General features: G+C 66.4%; 13 protein-coding genes. 5 read left to right on the top strand and 8 right to left on the bottom strand.

Translation table 11 applies throughout. The features are described from left to right. Position 1: 1 nt before the first annotated feature. From FNL14_RS15985 to FNL14_RS15970, 4 genes are all read right to left on the bottom strand, one after another. A complete protein-coding gene (locus FNL14_RS15985) occupies positions 2-1,240 on the bottom strand; it encodes an Ig-like domain-containing protein (protein WP_142061795.1) in 1,239 nt (412 codons plus the stop codon). A gap of 63 nt (positions 1,241-1,303) precedes the next feature. Continuing rightward, on the bottom strand, positions 1,304-2,782 hold the full coding sequence (ahcY, locus tag FNL14_RS15980) for an adenosylhomocysteinase (RefSeq protein ID WP_142061792.1): 1,479 nt from the start codon (positions 2,780-2,782) through the stop codon (positions 1,304-1,306). A 104-nt stretch (positions 2,783-2,886) separates the two neighbouring features. Then, on the bottom strand, positions 2,887-3,123 hold the full coding sequence (locus FNL14_RS15975) for a hypothetical protein (RefSeq protein WP_091418435.1): 237 nt from the start codon (positions 3,121-3,123) through the stop codon (positions 2,887-2,889). Positions 3,124-3,200: 77 nt separating this feature from the next. Then, on the bottom strand, positions 3,201-3,590 hold the full coding sequence (locus FNL14_RS15970; protein ID WP_091418436.1) for a DUF3499 domain-containing protein: 390 nt from the start codon (positions 3,588-3,590) through the stop codon (positions 3,201-3,203). A gap of 119 nt (positions 3,591-3,709) precedes the next feature. On the opposite strand from FNL14_RS15970, the gene FNL14_RS15965 reads away from it, so the two are divergent. Continuing rightward, positions 3,710-4,222, top strand: coding sequence for a metallopeptidase family protein (locus FNL14_RS15965; RefSeq protein WP_142061789.1), 513 nt, complete (start codon positions 3,710-3,712; stop codon positions 4,220-4,222). Between the two features lie 34 nt (positions 4,223-4,256). Here the strand turns inward: FNL14_RS15965 and FNL14_RS15960 are convergent, their stop codons facing one another. From FNL14_RS15960 to FNL14_RS15950, 3 genes are read right to left on the bottom strand one after another with little or no spacing between them, the layout of a single operon-like run. Further along, positions 4,257-5,930, bottom strand: a complete 1,674-nt coding sequence (locus FNL14_RS15960; RefSeq protein WP_220126191.1) for a DUF5719 family protein — start codon at positions 5,928-5,930, stop codon at positions 4,257-4,259. Beyond that, positions 5,923-9,252 carry a glycosyltransferase family 2 protein gene (locus FNL14_RS15955; protein ID WP_142061786.1) on the bottom strand — a complete coding sequence of 1,110 codons (3,330 nt, stop codon included), beginning with the start codon at positions 9,250-9,252 and terminating at the stop codon, positions 5,923-5,925. Before FNL14_RS15955 ends, FNL14_RS15960 begins: the two co-directional genes overlap by 8 nt. Positions 9,253-9,281: 29 nt before the next feature. Next, a complete protein-coding gene (locus FNL14_RS15950) occupies positions 9,282-9,815 on the bottom strand; it encodes a WhiB family transcriptional regulator (RefSeq protein ID WP_091418441.1) in 534 nt (177 codons plus the stop codon). Positions 9,816-10,207: 392 nt separating this feature from the next. Here FNL14_RS15950 and FNL14_RS15945 point away from each other — a divergent pair, with 392 nt between their 5' ends. Then, positions 10,208-10,906: a TIGR03089 family protein gene (locus FNL14_RS15945; RefSeq protein ID WP_142061783.1), complete on the top strand. Its 699-nt coding sequence runs from the start codon at positions 10,208-10,210 to the stop codon at positions 10,904-10,906. Between the two features lie 21 nt (positions 10,907-10,927). Here the strand turns inward: FNL14_RS15945 and FNL14_RS15940 are convergent, their stop codons facing one another. Then, complete coding sequence (locus FNL14_RS15940) at positions 10,928-11,497, bottom strand: GtrA family protein (protein WP_142061780.1); 570 nt, start codon at positions 11,495-11,497, stop codon at positions 10,928-10,930. Positions 11,498-11,672: 175 nt separating this feature from the next. Here FNL14_RS15940 and FNL14_RS15935 point away from each other — a divergent pair, with 175 nt between their 5' ends. The 3 genes from FNL14_RS15935 to FNL14_RS15925 are packed head-to-tail and all read left to right on the top strand — an operon-like array spanning position 11,673 to position 15,122. Next, a complete protein-coding gene (locus FNL14_RS15935) occupies positions 11,673-12,869 on the top strand; it encodes a 5-(carboxyamino)imidazole ribonucleotide synthase (protein ID WP_142061777.1) in 1,197 nt (398 codons plus the stop codon). Beyond that, a complete protein-coding gene (gene purE, locus FNL14_RS15930) occupies positions 12,866-13,450 on the top strand; it encodes a 5-(carboxyamino)imidazole ribonucleotide mutase (protein ID WP_142061774.1) in 585 nt (194 codons plus the stop codon). Before FNL14_RS15935 ends, purE begins: the two co-directional genes overlap by 4 nt. Positions 13,451-13,460: 10 nt before the next feature. After that, positions 13,461-15,122 (top strand): LCP family protein, encoded by a 1,662-nt coding sequence (locus FNL14_RS15925; RefSeq protein ID WP_142061771.1) that lies wholly within the window; start codon positions 13,461-13,463, stop codon positions 15,120-15,122. The last annotated feature ends 12 nt before the right edge of the window (positions 15,123-15,134 follow it).

Below are 15,134 nucleotides of genomic sequence, written 5' to 3'. Positions count from 1 at the left end.
GCTAGTTGTTGTATTCGCCCCAGGGGATGTTCCAGTCGCCGAAGCCGTCCGTGTGGGCCGCGTAGTCACCCTCGGTGTTGATGATCTGGACCACGTCGCCGGTGCCCATGTTGTCGAAGACCCAGGCGGCGCCGTCGGGAGCGAACCCGATGCAGCCATGCGAGACGTTGGTGTTGCCGATGAAGGGGAACGCGGACGGCAGGGCCTGGTGGATGTAGGCCCCGCTGAGCGTAAGCCGGATGGTGTATTCGACGTCCACGTCACCGTAATAGGCGGGGTCGTCCGGCTTCAATCCGATGCTCGAGGCCCGGAAGTGGTCATAGCGCTTCTTCTCCATCAGCACGCCATACCCCCGGGCAGACGGGAAGCGCTTGTCGCCCATGCTGACCGGCAGCGTCTTGACCACCTGGTCGTTGACGCTCAGCGTGAAGGTATGGGCGGCAGCGTCCGCCACAGCCACCTTCTTGTCACCAATGGCAACGTTCACTTTCTTGTTGAAGTTGGCGATCTGGCCGTTGCCCAGATCCACGCCGAAGAGCTTCATGTCCATGGTGACTGTGGAGTTTGCGGCCCAGAAGTTTTCGGCCCTGTACCGGACCATGGTGTCGCTGTACCAGTGGAAGGCGCCCACCTGGCCTGCACTGCTGGAGATGGTGATGGCCTTCTCCACGGCGTCACGGTTGGTGACAGGTTCACTGAAGATGATCTGCAGGGGCTGCCCCACACCCACCTTCATGCCATCCAGCGGGTAGATGGCGGCGTCGGCTTCATGGGTACTGGAGACGGTGCTGAAGGTCTGGGTGGTGCTTGCCTCGCGTCCGGCGCTGTCCTTGACCACGAAGGTGTAGCTGTAGTCCGTGTTGAACTTCAATGCTCCGGCTGCGGTCCAGCCGGTGCCCTCGGCGTCGATGCTGCCTTCGACGGTCTCCCCTGAAGTGCTGGTGAGGGTGACGCGCTCGATGGTGCCGTTGGCCACCTTCAGTGACACCGGGGCGGCAGGGTTGACCTGCTTGGCACCGTTGGCCGGCGCGGCGTCCAGTTTAACGGGAGCGATGACCGGCAGAGCGACGCCGGGGGATGTCCTGACGGCGGAGCCTGCCTCGGATTCAATGGCACCGCGGGCGATTCCCGGCGCCACCGCGGAGAACACGCCGCCGACAGCGGCGAGGAGGCACACCGCTACCACCACAAGAATTTTCTTGGTTCTGCCCGGACGGCGGGGCTTGACTTCAGGCTCCATATTTTGATCCTAGGTGCAAAAAGTAACGGCCCGGGTGCCGTTGGCCCCCGGGCGCTTTACTTCTTAGTAACGATAATGCTCGGGCTTGTAGGGGCCGGCGACGTCGAGGTCCAGGTACTCGGCCTGGTCCTTGGTCAGCTCGGTGAGCTCCACACCCAGGGCGTCCAGGTGCAGGCGTGCAACTTTTTCGTCCAGGACCTTGGGCAGGACGTAGACCTGGTTTTCGTACTCGCGCTGGCCTTCCGGCTGGTCCTTCTTGGTCCACAGCTCGATCTGGGCGATGGTCTGGTTGGCGAACGAGTTGCTCATGACGAAGGACGGGTGCCCGGTGGCATTGCCCAGGTTCAGCAGCCGGCCTTCGGACAGGACGATGATGGAACGCTCGGCTGCCGTTCCGGCGTCGAACACCCACTCGTGGACCTGCGGCTTGATCTCCACTTTCCTGATCCCCGGGACCTTCGCGAGCCCGGCCATGTCGATTTCATTATCGAAGTGGCCGATGTTGCCCACGATTGCTTTGTTTTTCATGCCCGCCATGTGCTCGGCCATGATGACGTCCTTGTTGCCCGTGGTGGTGATGAAGATGTCACCCTGGGCCAGGACGGACTCGAGCTTGGCCACCTGGTAGCCGTCCATCGCGGCCTGCAGGGCGCAGATGGGGTCGATTTCGGTGACGATGACCCGGGAGCCCTGGCCGCGCAGGGCCTCGGCGGCGCCCTTGCCGACGTCGCCGTAGCCGCAGACGACGGCGACCTTGCCGCCCATCAGCACATCGGTGGCCCGGTTGATGCCGTCCGGGAGGGAGTGGCGGATCCCGTACTTGTTGTCGAACTTGCTCTTCGTGACGGAGTCGTTGACGTTGATGGCGGGGAACAGCAGCTTGCCCTGTTCGGCCAGCTGGTAGAGGCGGTGTACGCCGGTGGTGGTTTCCTCGCTGACGCCCTTGATGGTGGCGGCCGTACGGGTCCACTTTTTGGGGTCAGCCGCGAGGGAGCGGCGGAGGACTTCCAGGAAGATTCCGTATTCCTCGGAATCGGTGGGATCGGCGGAGGGAACGTTGCCCACCGCCTCGAACTCCACACCCTTGTGCACCAGCATGGTGGCGTCGCCGCCGTCATCCAGGATCATGTTGGGGCCGAGCTCCGGATCAGACCCGGCGCCGGGCCAGGTGAGGATCTGCTCGGCGGTCCACCAGTATTCCTCGAGGGTTTCGCCCTTCCAGGCAAACACGGGCACGCCCTGCGGGTCCTCCACGGTGCCCTTGCCCACCACAACGGCGGCAGCGGCTTCATCCTGGGTGGAGAAGATGTTGCACGAAGCCCAGCGCACCTCGGCGCCGAGGGCCGTCAGGGTTTCGATCAGCACGGCGGTCTGCACGGTCATGTGCAGGGATCCGGCGATCCGGGCGCCCTTGAGCGGCTGGCTGGGGCCGAACTCCTCGCGCAGGGACATCAGGCCGGGCATCTCGTGCTCGGCGAGGCGGATCTGGTGCCGGCCGGCTTCAGCCAGTGAAATGTCGGCAACCTTGTAATCAAAAGCCATGGGTGAATCCTTTACTTTGTCCGGCGATGGCCGGTGCTGGGTCCGGGAACTGCGGCAGCGGAGTGCCGGTGGCCTGGTGGGCCTGTGGTTCGAAAGAGGGGGCGCTACCCTGCCGGCGGTGCAGCAGTGGTTGCGTCGTGCTGGTCTGAACCGGCAGAGGCGGCGGCTGCCAGCAGTTCGGGCGGAAGCAGGAGCGGAATCCCGTCCTCGATGGCGTACCGGGGCCTGACGCCGGACTCGTCCCCGGCGGTTGCAACAAGCTCCTCGCCCTCCTGCACCAACAGCGAACCTGTCACGGGGCAACGCAGGACGGACAGCAGTTCAGGACTGATCTTTGGCATTGATACATGCTCCCTGACGGGCGCGCTGGCGCCGGTAGCGGACGGAATTGCAGCTTCCAGCGTACCGCCAGATGCGTTCAGGACGGTTCCCGGAGGACGCGCAGGTGGCCGCGCCGGGTACCTTCTGCTCCAGCCGGTGCCTCAAGGGCTGAGTGCGGTCCGCGCTTGGCTGGGGTCGACGGCGGCTGGGCCGGCAAGGCAGCGGCGTCCCGGACCGCATTGGCCAAGGCCAGCAGGTCATCGGGACCCGGCTGCTGCGGAGTGGTGGGCATGGCCAGGCGCAGGACTTCCCAGCCCCGGGGAACGGTCAGGGAGCCTGCATGCTGCTCGCACAGATCGTAACAATGCGGTTCAGCGTAGGTGGCCAGCGGACCAAGGACTGCAGTGGAGTCGGCATAGACGTACGTCAGGGTAGCCACCGCTGACTGGCGGCACGCAGATCTTGAACACTGACGGATAGCTCCCACGACATCCCAGACTACTCGCTGTCCACCGCATATCGGCGCATTGCCGCTTCGGGTCGACGCGCCCGTGAAGCCGGGGACAATGTATCGCGTAATTGTTCGCCCGGGTTTACAGTCGATGTATGCAGTCATCGAACCATGAATCAGGTTTTACGGTCCGGTTGGCTGACCCGGGTGCCGTTAAGGACCCGGGCACCGGAATACCCGGCAAAAGCTTTATGGCCCGCCGCCGGAACCGGCATGGACGCGGTCTCCGTGGCGAAGTGATGCTCCCCACGCATCCCGGCTACCGCACGCGCTCTGACCGGTTCGATGACATGGTCCTGGACTCCGCCCAGCGGCTCCACGATATCTGGGGCAAGACCCTCGACGGCGTGCGGTTCGGCGTGGATGAGATCCCGCCGGACCTCGAACAGCTGGCAGCGAATTCGGCCCCGGCACCCATGGGCGCCTACATCCCTGCAACGGACCAGGACGGCCCCATGATCACGGTGTACCGGCGCGTGGTGGAGCAGGCGTGCGGGGGCGTCGACGACCTCCAGGACCTGGTCCATGACGTGGTGGTGGAACACACGGCTGAAATGCTGGGTGTTGCCCCCGAAACGCTGGACCCCGTTTACCGGCGCCGGTACTGAGCGCCTGTACTAAGGGCCGGCTGAAGAGGCGTCGTCAGTAGCTGAGGGTCACGGGTACGGTTTCCTGTCCGGCAGCGGCCGGGAGGAATGCCAGTGACGAGATATCGTCCCGGCCGTCCTGCTGCAGCAGCAGGGAACCATAGGCAGCGTCTCCTGACGCCGAGACCACGTAGCCCACGACGTCCGAATCGTCAGCCTTCCCGGGCACCGCGATGGAAGCCGTTGTTCCGCCGGCAATGTCCGCCGTGGCCGGCGCCCGTACTTTGCCGTCTGCGGTGATGGCCGAATACGTGATGGTGGCCCGGTTCTCCAGGGCACCAAAAACCAGGGTGCGCTGGCCGCCCGGCGGAACCGGCACCACGTGCTGGCTGCCGAGCCTGACTCCGGATGCCGCCCAGGCGACATCCACCGCTTTACTGTCCTGGAGTCCGCGCGTAATCCGCGTAGCGGCCACGAAAGTGACGTCCGATGATGCAGCCACCGTATAGTGGCCGGCCGGGACCCCGGCGAGTGGAATTTCCGTGACCGCACCCGCTTTCGCGGTGATCACGCCGCCGGACGGCAGGGCCTTCTGGCCGTCCCGCCCGTACAGCTTGACCTCCACCACGGCGTCCGACGGTCCGGGAACGGTGAGCTGCAGGGCCGGTCCGGCGTCCTCATATCCGGACTTCGCCGTGAGCGAAGCAACCTGTCCCGCCTCCTGGATGTCGACCCCGGTCATCACCTGCCGCACAGCCGGTGCTGCACCGGGGGCTATGAAGTCCACACCTCCCGGGGTCAGTCCCCGCAGGACGCTCTGCTGGATGACGGCAGCGACCGGCCCGCCGGCGCTGCGGATATGCACGCTCAACTGGGCTTCACCCGGGGCGAGCCCGGCGAGAACTACAGCCCGTGAAGTACCGGGCGCCACGAGCAGGCCGCGGCTTCCCGGCGCCTGGATCTGTCCGTTGGACCCAAACAGCTCCAGGCTCACGGTGGCCGGTGTGGATGAAGCGTTGGTGAGCATCAGCACGGACGTGCGGCCCACCGTAGTACTGGCACCGGCGAGCCATTGGTCGTTCGAGGGCTGCTGGCAGTTCGCGGCTGCCGTCCCCTGCAGGTCGCCGTCGGTTGCCGTGAACTTCATGCCGGCCGCAGCTGAGGCCTTCTGGTTGGTGGTGGCATCGGCGCTGAGCACACTCACCTGGTTCACCTGCCGCCCTGCAACAACCCCGGCCAGGAGCTCCTGCGGAGCGCCGGCGGCAGCGGACGGGCCGGGCCCTTTGGCGATTTCGACGGCGGTCCGGCCGCTGAGTTCCGACAGGCGGCTTGCCGGCAGCACGCCGCCGGCACTGAGGACGGCGCCGGTGACTGTACTGGCAGCAGTCTCCGACTCGGGACTGAATTGCGGGTCCGTGCCCGCTTCCGTGCCTTCCAGCAGGCGGGCGGGTCCCGGGCAGACCCCGACGCTGGTCCCGGCCGGAACCGCGGACACCCCCGCGGGCACGCTGCGGCTGGAGCCGGGCTGCGGAAGGAAGGATCCGGCCGCAACCACTGCTCCCGCACCGGCCATGATGACCGCAGCCGACAGCAGCCCGGTCACGAGCGCTTTGCGTCCGCTGCCGGTGCGCTTCGCCTGGTCCGGGCTCCCCTCGGTTTCCTCGGTTTCCGCTTCCCCGCCGGCAGGCAGCGCGTGCGGTGCTGCAGGGTGAACAGGGTTGTTATGCATTCTGGCGTTCCTTACGCAGCGAGCCTTCATCCCGGGACAGGCCGGTCCGCTGGCGCCGGGCCGGCATGGGGATGGCCAGCATCACCGTCAGTCCGATGACGGCGGCCTGGGCGATCCCGGCCCACAGGGCGGCCGGGTTTTCGTACCGCACGCTCAGGTGTCCCGCCGTGGGCGGCAGTGTGAAAGCCTGTGACCATCCGGACGTGGTGGCTGTGAGCTTCCGGCCATCCAGCCACGCAGTCCACCCCGGATCTGCCCGCTCTGCGAGCACCACCAGGCGGCCCTCAGGACCCTCGGGAATGGGGGCGTCGACGTCGTCGTGGCCTGAAGGTACCAGGCCGATCGCGGCGCCCTTGCCATCAACAATCCTTACGCGCTGGGTGATGTCTGCCGGCTGCAGCGCCGGCTGGTTCAGCGGAGCGATGCGCCAGAGCCAGCCGACGTCGGTCTGTCCTACGGCAATAAGCCCCGGCACCGCATCCATCCTGCTGGCGGTCAGTTGCGCGGCGGTATCGGCGGCCCGCAGCACCACAAAGCCGGCGCCCAGTTGTTCGAGGTCGGTCCGGGGATCCACGCCCTGGCCTGCAACCAGGGTGGCCACCACACGGCGGACTGCGGCGGTGACCTCGTCGTCGTCCCGGACTGCTTCGGAGCCCGGGGCGCCCAGGATGTTCCGCGCGGAGGCGATGGCGGAGAGGCTGTCCAGCGTGGTGCCCGCACCACGCATCAACGAGGCGTCATAGGTGCCGTCGTCACGGGTGCTGATCAACAGGGTGCGTGTCTGTTCGGGGCCGGTCCCCCTGTCGATGGCCGTTGCCGGGAGGATACGCCGGCCCGCGGCTTCCACCAGGCGGGGTGTGCCCAGCGGTGCACCGGCGCCGGCGGGCGCCTGGGACGTCACGGCGGACGTTCGAAGAAGGTTTTGCGCCGACCAGGCCGTCATGCCAGCCAGCGGTCCTGCAACAAGGAGCACCGTGCCCAACGCTGTGGCGGACCGCAGCGTCAGCTTGTGCTTCGTGCCCGTTGCTGCAGCCCTGTCTGCACGGCCAAGGAGCTGTTCCGCCCCCAGCAGGGCGGCACCCAGGAAGGCAAAGGCCGCGGCAGAAACCGCCGGCCCGGGGAAGGCAGTCACCATGGTGTTGGCATTGATGCCGGCCGCCACGTTGCCTGCGAGCCATCCACCGGCCAGGGCGATGGTGGCAATAACCCACAACAACCGGGCAATTCCGGTCCGCTGGCCCGGCAGGCATAGTCCGGCCACGGCCAGGAGCAGGACCGGCACGGCCACCAGGAACGCCAGCAGTGATGCCCACGGCAGGGTGCCGTCGGCGAAGAACGGGAGCCCGGAGAGCCCGCCGTCGGGGCCGAACTCGAGCGGCTGTCCGAGGAGCTGCTGCCACAACGGTGCGGCGTCAAAGGCCAGCGGCACGCCGGGGTCTGCCAGTAAGGCCCGGGGCCGGTCGAGCGTGGAAAGTCCGAAGGGAATGAACAGGGCGGCCGTGGGCAGCAGTGCCCACCAGACCGTGCGCCCGCGGCGTCCAAGGAGGAGCCCGCAGAGCACTACTGCCACGGTGGCGGGAATGAGCAGGGAAGGCGCGGAAGCTGTCACCACCGCCATGGCCAGGCCTGCAGCTGCCGCCGCGGTCCAGGACGGCATCCCGTTGATCCCGGGTTTAATTGGCGGCCTGTCGGTGAAACGACGGTCGCCGGGAGCCGGGGCCTCAAAGCGGCCTTGGCCCACGGCTGAACCGGTAGCGCGTAGCAGGGCAAGCGCCAGGAGGGGAACCATGATGTGGGCAATGAGGGCCCCTGCCCGGCCCTGGTTCAGCGCCACCTGCAGGGCGGGAGCACCGGCCCAGAAAAGTGCCGCCACCAGGCGCAGCCGGCGGCGGACCGTCAGTCCACCGGCAGCAAACCAGGCGGTCAGGCCGGACAGCGGCGTGCTGAGCAGCAGCAGCCAGGCCATGGCCGCATTGGCGTCGCCGCCACCGAGTACGCCGAGGACCCAGAGGACATAGCCGAAGGGGTCGCCGCGCCCCGGGAGTCCGGCGCCCAGGGAGATCCACCAGCTGGACGCGTGGTGCCAGATCTCGCCCAGCCCGGCGGAAACAGGGATCAGGGCACCGCCTGATACTGCAGGGGCTCCGAACAGTCCGGTCAGGCCCAGCAGCGACGTGACTGAGGCGATGATAATTGCGGCCAGCGCCCCGTTGCCCACCCAGCCGCGTTTACTGGTGGCCAGCGCCGCGAAGTCGTCCGAAGCGTCACCGGTGGGCTGATGCGCCAGCGGGTCGTGTTCTAGGTGGTCAGCTGCAGTGGCGTCCGACCCCAGGGCTTCCATCAGCGAACGCCTGTGGCTCCAGACCTCCCGCCTCGGTGTCTGGAGCTTGCGGATGACGGAGCGCCTGATCCGGCGTGTCCTTCGGGCGGTCCGCCTGGCCTTCAAAACGGCGCCCGGCCTGGCCAGCGCAGCGAAAGTCGCAACGAGCTGCGTAATGCCGTGCCCGGGATCCTTAACGGCAATGCTCAGCACAAATTTGAAGATGCTTCCCAGCAGGGCGGCCGCAGCGTGGACAGGAACCATCCACAGCGGTGCATGCTTCAGGCGCAGATGGACCTGTGCTTTCCGGGCTGCAGCAGCATTCCCCAGCGCATGGGGCCGGTGGGCAACGTGGAACATCGTGGCTGCGGGAACTACCACCACCCGGTGTCCGGCCAGCCGGTTGCGCCAACAGAAGTCGACGTCATCGCCGCTGCCCGGCAACGCGGGGTCGAAGCCGCCCAACTGCTCCCAGACGTCGCGGCGGACCAGCATGCCCGCCGAGTTAACGGCGAACGTGTCCGTGCGGCCGTCGTATTGCCCCTGGTCCAGTTCGTCGGCGTCGATAAGTGTGAGCCGTTCGGCCCAGCGGCTCGTTGACAGGCCGACGTCTATCAGATGGCGTTCAGCGTGCCAATCCAGCTGCTTGCAGCCGGCGACAGTGACGGACGGTGCGCGTTCAACAGCGGTGAGAAGCTCAGCGAGGGCTTCCGGGGCGGGTGCGGCATCGTCGTGGAGCAGCCAAATCCACTCCGGCCCGCCCGCGCCTGGCTCGCCGCGCCAGGGGGCGAGCCGGGCGAGGCCGGCGGAGACGGCAGCGCCCATACCGCTCTTCCCGCGGTGGCTGACGACGTGCGCCCCGCCCAGAGCCTGCTGGAGGAGGACCTCGGAATCGTCGCGGGAGCCGGTATCGACCCCGATGACATAGTCCGCGGGCCGGGTCTGGTCCGCCAGTGCTGCCAGGGTCCTGGGGAGATAGGCACTGCCGTTGTGGGCAACCACAACGGCAGTGACGTGAACATCCTGATGAATTAGATTGCTCGCTTCCTCAGCCGCCGGCGCTCACGCTCGGACAGGCCTCCCCAGATGCCGAACCGTTCGTCGTTCGCCAGCGCGTACTCAAGGCATTGCGACCGCACGTTGCAGGCACCGCATACTTTTTTCGCGTCGCGGGTGGAACCGCCCTTTTCGGGGAAGAATGCCTCCGGGTCCGTTTGGGCGCACAAGGCGTCCGTCTGCCAGCCAAGCTCGCCTTCGTCATCAAAGTCCTGCTGGAAGGGCAGGCCGATCCAGACCGGCTGCGCCGTTCCGGCCGCCGCCAGTTCCATGGGCGGGTCCAGCTCGTCCTCAGGGTCCCCACCGCCATCCAGGAGGGCCTCATGGGCGGCAAGGAATGCCGTGGCCTGGTCCTGGAGAAAGTCCTTGTTGTTCGTGTTGTACCGCTCCGCCGCATCAGGGTCGGCAGGGTCAACGTACCAATCGCTTGGCACCCCCCGCGAACGGTATTTCGCCGTTGCCTGACCGGCGACGACGGCATCTTCCTGGATACGCTCTGCTTGCCCCACGGCGACCCTCCTGATGTTGCAGCGACTGCCTGGATACATGGACACTCGGTTGTGTGCCGGTATTTACGCAGTTGCCTTTAGTTATCTAATTACACGCGTGTAACTAGGGTGAGTCAAGCCGCTGCCCGGATAATAATCAGTAAATCCTGCGAAGTTTCGCACGCCACGCCCGCGATTTTCTGCGGCTCCGGCGCCACAGCGGCGCCGAGGGGGCGAAAAGTAGGCGCCGGAATGCCAAAAGGTCCCAGTTGGTGCGGAAAATAGCCGCTTTTCACCAAAATAGCAAGCACGCTTAGCATCGGAAGTGATAAAGATCACAGCGGCACTGGTGCGATGGAACCAGGCTCGAACGACCGGATGACCCGCCGAGCGGCGGGTGGCAGGATTGAGCCATGAATACCCCCGCAATCGATCTGATGACCAGCCTTCGCTCCGGCAATTCCACGGCCCCGCGGCTCACCTGGTACGGCCCGGACTCCGAGCGCGTGGAATTGTCCGGAAAGGTGCTGGACAACTGGGTGGCCAAAACCAGCAACCTGCTGCAGGACGAACTGGACGCCGGGCCCGGCATGCGGCTGGCCCTGGACCTTCCGGCGCATTGGAAGTCCATGGTGTGGGCGTTGGCCGCCTGGCAGCTCGGCCTTGAGACCGTGCTGAACGGGGAGGAGGCCGACTTCCTGGCAACCGCCGCGCCGGATGCGGTGAACGGAAAGTACGACGCCGTGGTGGCAGTGGCGCTGCCGGCGCTTGCCATGCGGTGGGACGGCGGACTTCCGGCCGGCTTCCTCGACTACGCGGCCGAGGTGCGCTCCCACGGGGATGTTTTTATGCAGCATGTCGATCCGGATCCATCCGCCTGCGCCATCGTGGCATCTGACGGGCGCCGGCACCTCCACCAAGACCTGCTGGACGGCTTCGCGGTGCCCCATGAAGAAGGCGTCCGGCTTCACGTGGCGGGCGGCGGCGGGCTTGAAGCGGCGCTGGCCGATGCACTCGGCGCCTGGCGCCGCGGAGGCTCAGTGGTGCTCACCCATCCTGACGTTGCGGATACCGGGAAGCTGCTCGCCGCGGAACGCATCCACGGCAGCTGAAGGCTGGCCCGGGCCGCGCCCCTACTTTTGGGGCTGGGCGGGGTCCCCGGCAAAAGGCTCGGGCTCCGCCACATCAGCATCGGCGTGCGCACCTTTGGCATGGTGGAGTTCGATGAGCTCGTGGTCGTGCGAGAACTCGGGCTCCTGGTCCAGTTCCTGGTTGAACACCAGGAACCGGTAGGCGAAGAACCGGACCACTGTTGCTACCAGGATGCCCACAACACCGGCAAGGAAGAGCAGGTTCTTGTCCGTGACGCCCAGCCCGTACTTGGCCAGGGCGGTAAATCCGGTGGAAATCCCGATCCCGATGCCGTTGATGAGGATGAACATCAGGAACTCGCGCAGCACGTTGGCCTGCCGGCGGTGCCGGAAGGTCCAGAGACGGTTCGCGATCCAGGAAAAGATCGTGGCCACCGAAGCGCCCACAAAGCGGGCCTTGGCCTCGCTGTCCGACATCGCTCCGTGCATCAGGAAATACGTGAGGCCGTTATCGATGACGAATGCCACACCGCCGACGGCACCAAACTTGGCCACCTCACGCCAGAAAAGCGAGGCGAGCCCCCGGATGCGATCTGAAAGTGCGCTAAACATGACCCTCCATGGCCGTTGAAACAATGGGCCACACGGCCAGAGGCCTATTTTAGCCCCCAAAGCTGGACGGAAGCCCCCCAAACTTGCTCCATCCGGCGCCGCGTGCGCCGAAAAACTCAACCGCCGCCCCGACCCGAAGGCGGGATACCCGGCGGTTTTCGGTAGGCTGGCCCATGTGACTTTTCCAGTAATAGGTGTGGTTGGCGGCGGCCAGCTTGCGCGAATGATGGCCCCAGCGGCAACAGCACTCGGCTTCGAACTGCGCGTCCTTGCCGAAAGTGACGACGTTTCAGCCGTGTCTGCAGTGTCCTCCTCGCCGGTGGGCGACTACAAGGACTTCCAGACCCTGCTGGAATTCTCCAAGGGCCTGGACGTGATGACGTTCGACCACGAACACGTTCCCACGGCCCATCTCAGGGCCCTGCAGGAAGCCGGCGTCAACGTCCAGCCCGGCCCGGACGCCCTGGTCCACGCCCAGGACAAACTCGTCATGCGCGCTGCCATCGACCGCCTCGAACTGCCGAATCCGGTCTGGGCTTCCGTCGCCGACGTGCCCGCACTGGTCGCATTCGGCGAGGAGACCGGCTGGCCGGTAGTCCTGAAGACGCCGCGCGGCGGCTACGACGGCAAGGGTGTACGGATCATCTCCTCCGCCGCGGAGGCTGCCGAAACCAGTGACTGGTTCGAGTCCATGAGCCCCCTCCTCGCCGAAGCAAAAGTCGAATTCACCCGGGAACTGTCTGCGCTGGTTGCGCGCACACCTGACGGGGAAGCCCGGGCGTGGCCGGTAGTACACACTGTCCAGGTGGATGGCGTATGCGACGAAGTCATCGCCCCCGCCCTCGACATCCCCGTGGAAGTTGCCGCCGCGGCCGAGGATGCCGCGCTGAGGATTGCCAATGAACTCGGAGTGACTGGCGTCCTGGCGGTGGAACTCTTCGAAACGCCCGGAACAGGTGCCGGCTTCCTGATCAACGAACTGGCGATGCGGCCGCACAACACCGGGCACTGGACCCAGGACGGTGCGGTGACGAGCCAGTTCGAGCAGCACCTCCGGGCGGTCCTGAATCTGCCCTTGGGTGCCACAGATGCCCTGGCACCGGTTGTGGTGATGAAGAACTTCCTGGGCGGAGACAACCAGGACCTGTTTTCCGCTTACCCGCTGGCCCTGGCCAGCGAACCGGCCGCCAAGGTGCACTGCTACGGCAAATCCGTGCGCCCCGGCCGCAAGATCGGCCACGTCAACCTGGCAGGCACGTCGACGGCGGACGTTGACTCCGTTCGACGCCGGGCCGCCGTGGTGGCAGGCATCATCCGGGACGGGCGGGTGCCGGCAGAAGAACCGCCAGCAATTCTTGAGGAGAACGCATGAGCGCCGAAGCTACCCCGGCCCGAGGCACCGCAGTCAGCCCTCTGGTAGGCCTGGTGATGGGTTCGGACTCCGACTGGCCGGTAATGGAAGCGGCAGCGGACGCCCTGGCGGAGTTCGGCATTCCCTTCGAAGCCGACGTTGTCTCGGCACACCGGATGCCGATGGAAATGATCCGTTACGGCCAGACAGCGCACGAGCGCGGTTTGAGGGTCATCATTGCCGGCGCCGGTGGCGCCGCCCACCTTCCAGGCATGCTGGCCAGTGTCACACCGCTCCCCGTGATCGGAGTGCCCGTTCCCTTGAAGACCCTGGACGGTATGGACTCCCTGCTCTCCATCGTGCAGATGCCTGCCGGTGTTCCGGTAGCCACGGTTTCCATCGCGGGAGCCCGCAATGCCGGACTCCTCGCAGTCCGGATGCTGGCAGCAGGCACTGATGAGCTTGCCGCCTCGCTGCGCGTCGACCTTATCGAATTCGCCGCCGACCTCAATGCCGTGGCCACCCGCAAGGGGGCAAACCTCCGGCAGAAGGTCAGTGAGGTCTTCGCAGAGGGAAACGGAACGCTCCGGGGCAGCCGTTAGGGAGGCGGCCATGTCCAGCAGCAAGATCCAGCAGTCCCCCTCGGACACTGCCATGACCGACCCCGTCCGCTACCCGGTGAGCGCCTCACCCCAGGTCCGGACCAAACGCGGCTTTGTGCTGGTCCTGATGACGCTCCTGGTGCCCGGCAGTGCCCAACTCGTAGCGGGCGACCGCAAACTCGGCCGGGCTGCGCTGCGCGTAACCCTCTGCGCCTGGGCAGCCCTGGTACTGGCCGTCATCCTGCTGCTGGTCAACCGGAGCCTGCTGATCAGCATCATCACCAACCCCCTCGCCTCCCTGGCCATCATCATCGTGCTGGCGGCGCTGGCCGTTGGCTGGGCCATCCTCTTTATCAACACCCTGAGGCTCATCCGCCCGGTACTGCTGGCGCCGCCCGCCCGTCCCGCCGTCGTGATTGCCCTGGTGCTGGCGATGGTGCTGGGAAGCGGCTCGCTGGGCTACGCCGCCTACTTGCTAAACGTTGGCCGGAACGCCATCGGCAGCATCTTCTCGGCCGGCCCCGCCATGGAACCGGTGGACGGCCGGTACAACTTCCTGATGATGGGCGGCGACGCCGGGGATGACCGGACCGGCAGGCGCCCGGACAGCCTGTCCGTGCTGAGTGTCGATGCCGAGACCGGCCAGACGGCCATCATCTCCATCCCGCGGAACTTCCAGAACGCCCAGTTCAGCGCGGACTCCCCCATGCGCGCCATCTACCCCGACGGGTACGACTGCGGCGACGCGTGCCTGATCAACGCCATCAACACTGAGGTCACCAACGAACACGCGGACCTCTACCCCGGCGTGGCGGACCCCGGTGCGCAGGCAACCCTGGAAGCCGTCTCCGGAACCTTGGGCATGGACATCCAGGCCTACGTGCTGGTGGACATGGACGGCTTCTCCAAGCTCATTGACGCCATGGGCGGCATCCGGATCAAGGCCGGCGGCTGGGTGCCCATCAGCGGGGAAACCATCGACGAGGCCAACGGCATCCACGGCATGCCGCTGGGCTGGATCCCGGCCGGCGACAACACCCTGGACGGCTACCACGCCCTGTGGTATGGCCGCTCGCGGGAATTCGTGGACGATTACGCCAGGATCGCGCGCCAGCAGTGTGTCCAGCAGGCCATGCTCAAACAGCTGGACCCGGCCACCCTGCTGGCCAAGTTCGAGGACATCGCCAACGCCGGAACCAAGGTTGTGGACTCCAATATCTCCTCCTCGCAGCTGGGCAGCTTCCTGGACCTGGCCATCAAGGCAAAGGGCAAGGAAGCCAAGCGGCTCACCATCGGCCCGCCGGACTTTGACGCCTCCTTCTCCACGGTTCCGAACTTCGACATCATCCACGAGCGTGTGGACCAGCTGCTGGCCTCGGCCTCGGATGCCCAGTCTGCAGGAACCGCCGATGACATGCTGGTGGTTCCGGCGGCCGCCTCCGGGCACCTGCAGGCGGCGCCCGCTCCCGCAGCGCCCGCCGCTGGAGCGCCGCCTGCAGGGGGCGGAATCCGGACCCAGCAGTCTCCTCCCTCGGCGGACTTCACGCCGGTGACCACCACTCCGGACGGTGAACCCATCACCGAGTCCCTGCTCAACGGGCTCAAGCGCCAGGGCGACGAACAAGCCATCCGTGAACTGGTGGCGACCAACGGCCAGTGCGCCCCCTTGTAAGCCCACTTTCCC

The sequence above is a fragment of the Pseudarthrobacter sp. B4EP4b genome (assembly GCF_006680095.1).
Lineage (GTDB): Bacteria > Actinomycetota > Actinomycetes > Actinomycetales > Micrococcaceae > Arthrobacter.
Note: the sequence above shows the minus strand (reverse complement) of the source record. Positions and strands in the feature narration are given on the sequence as shown.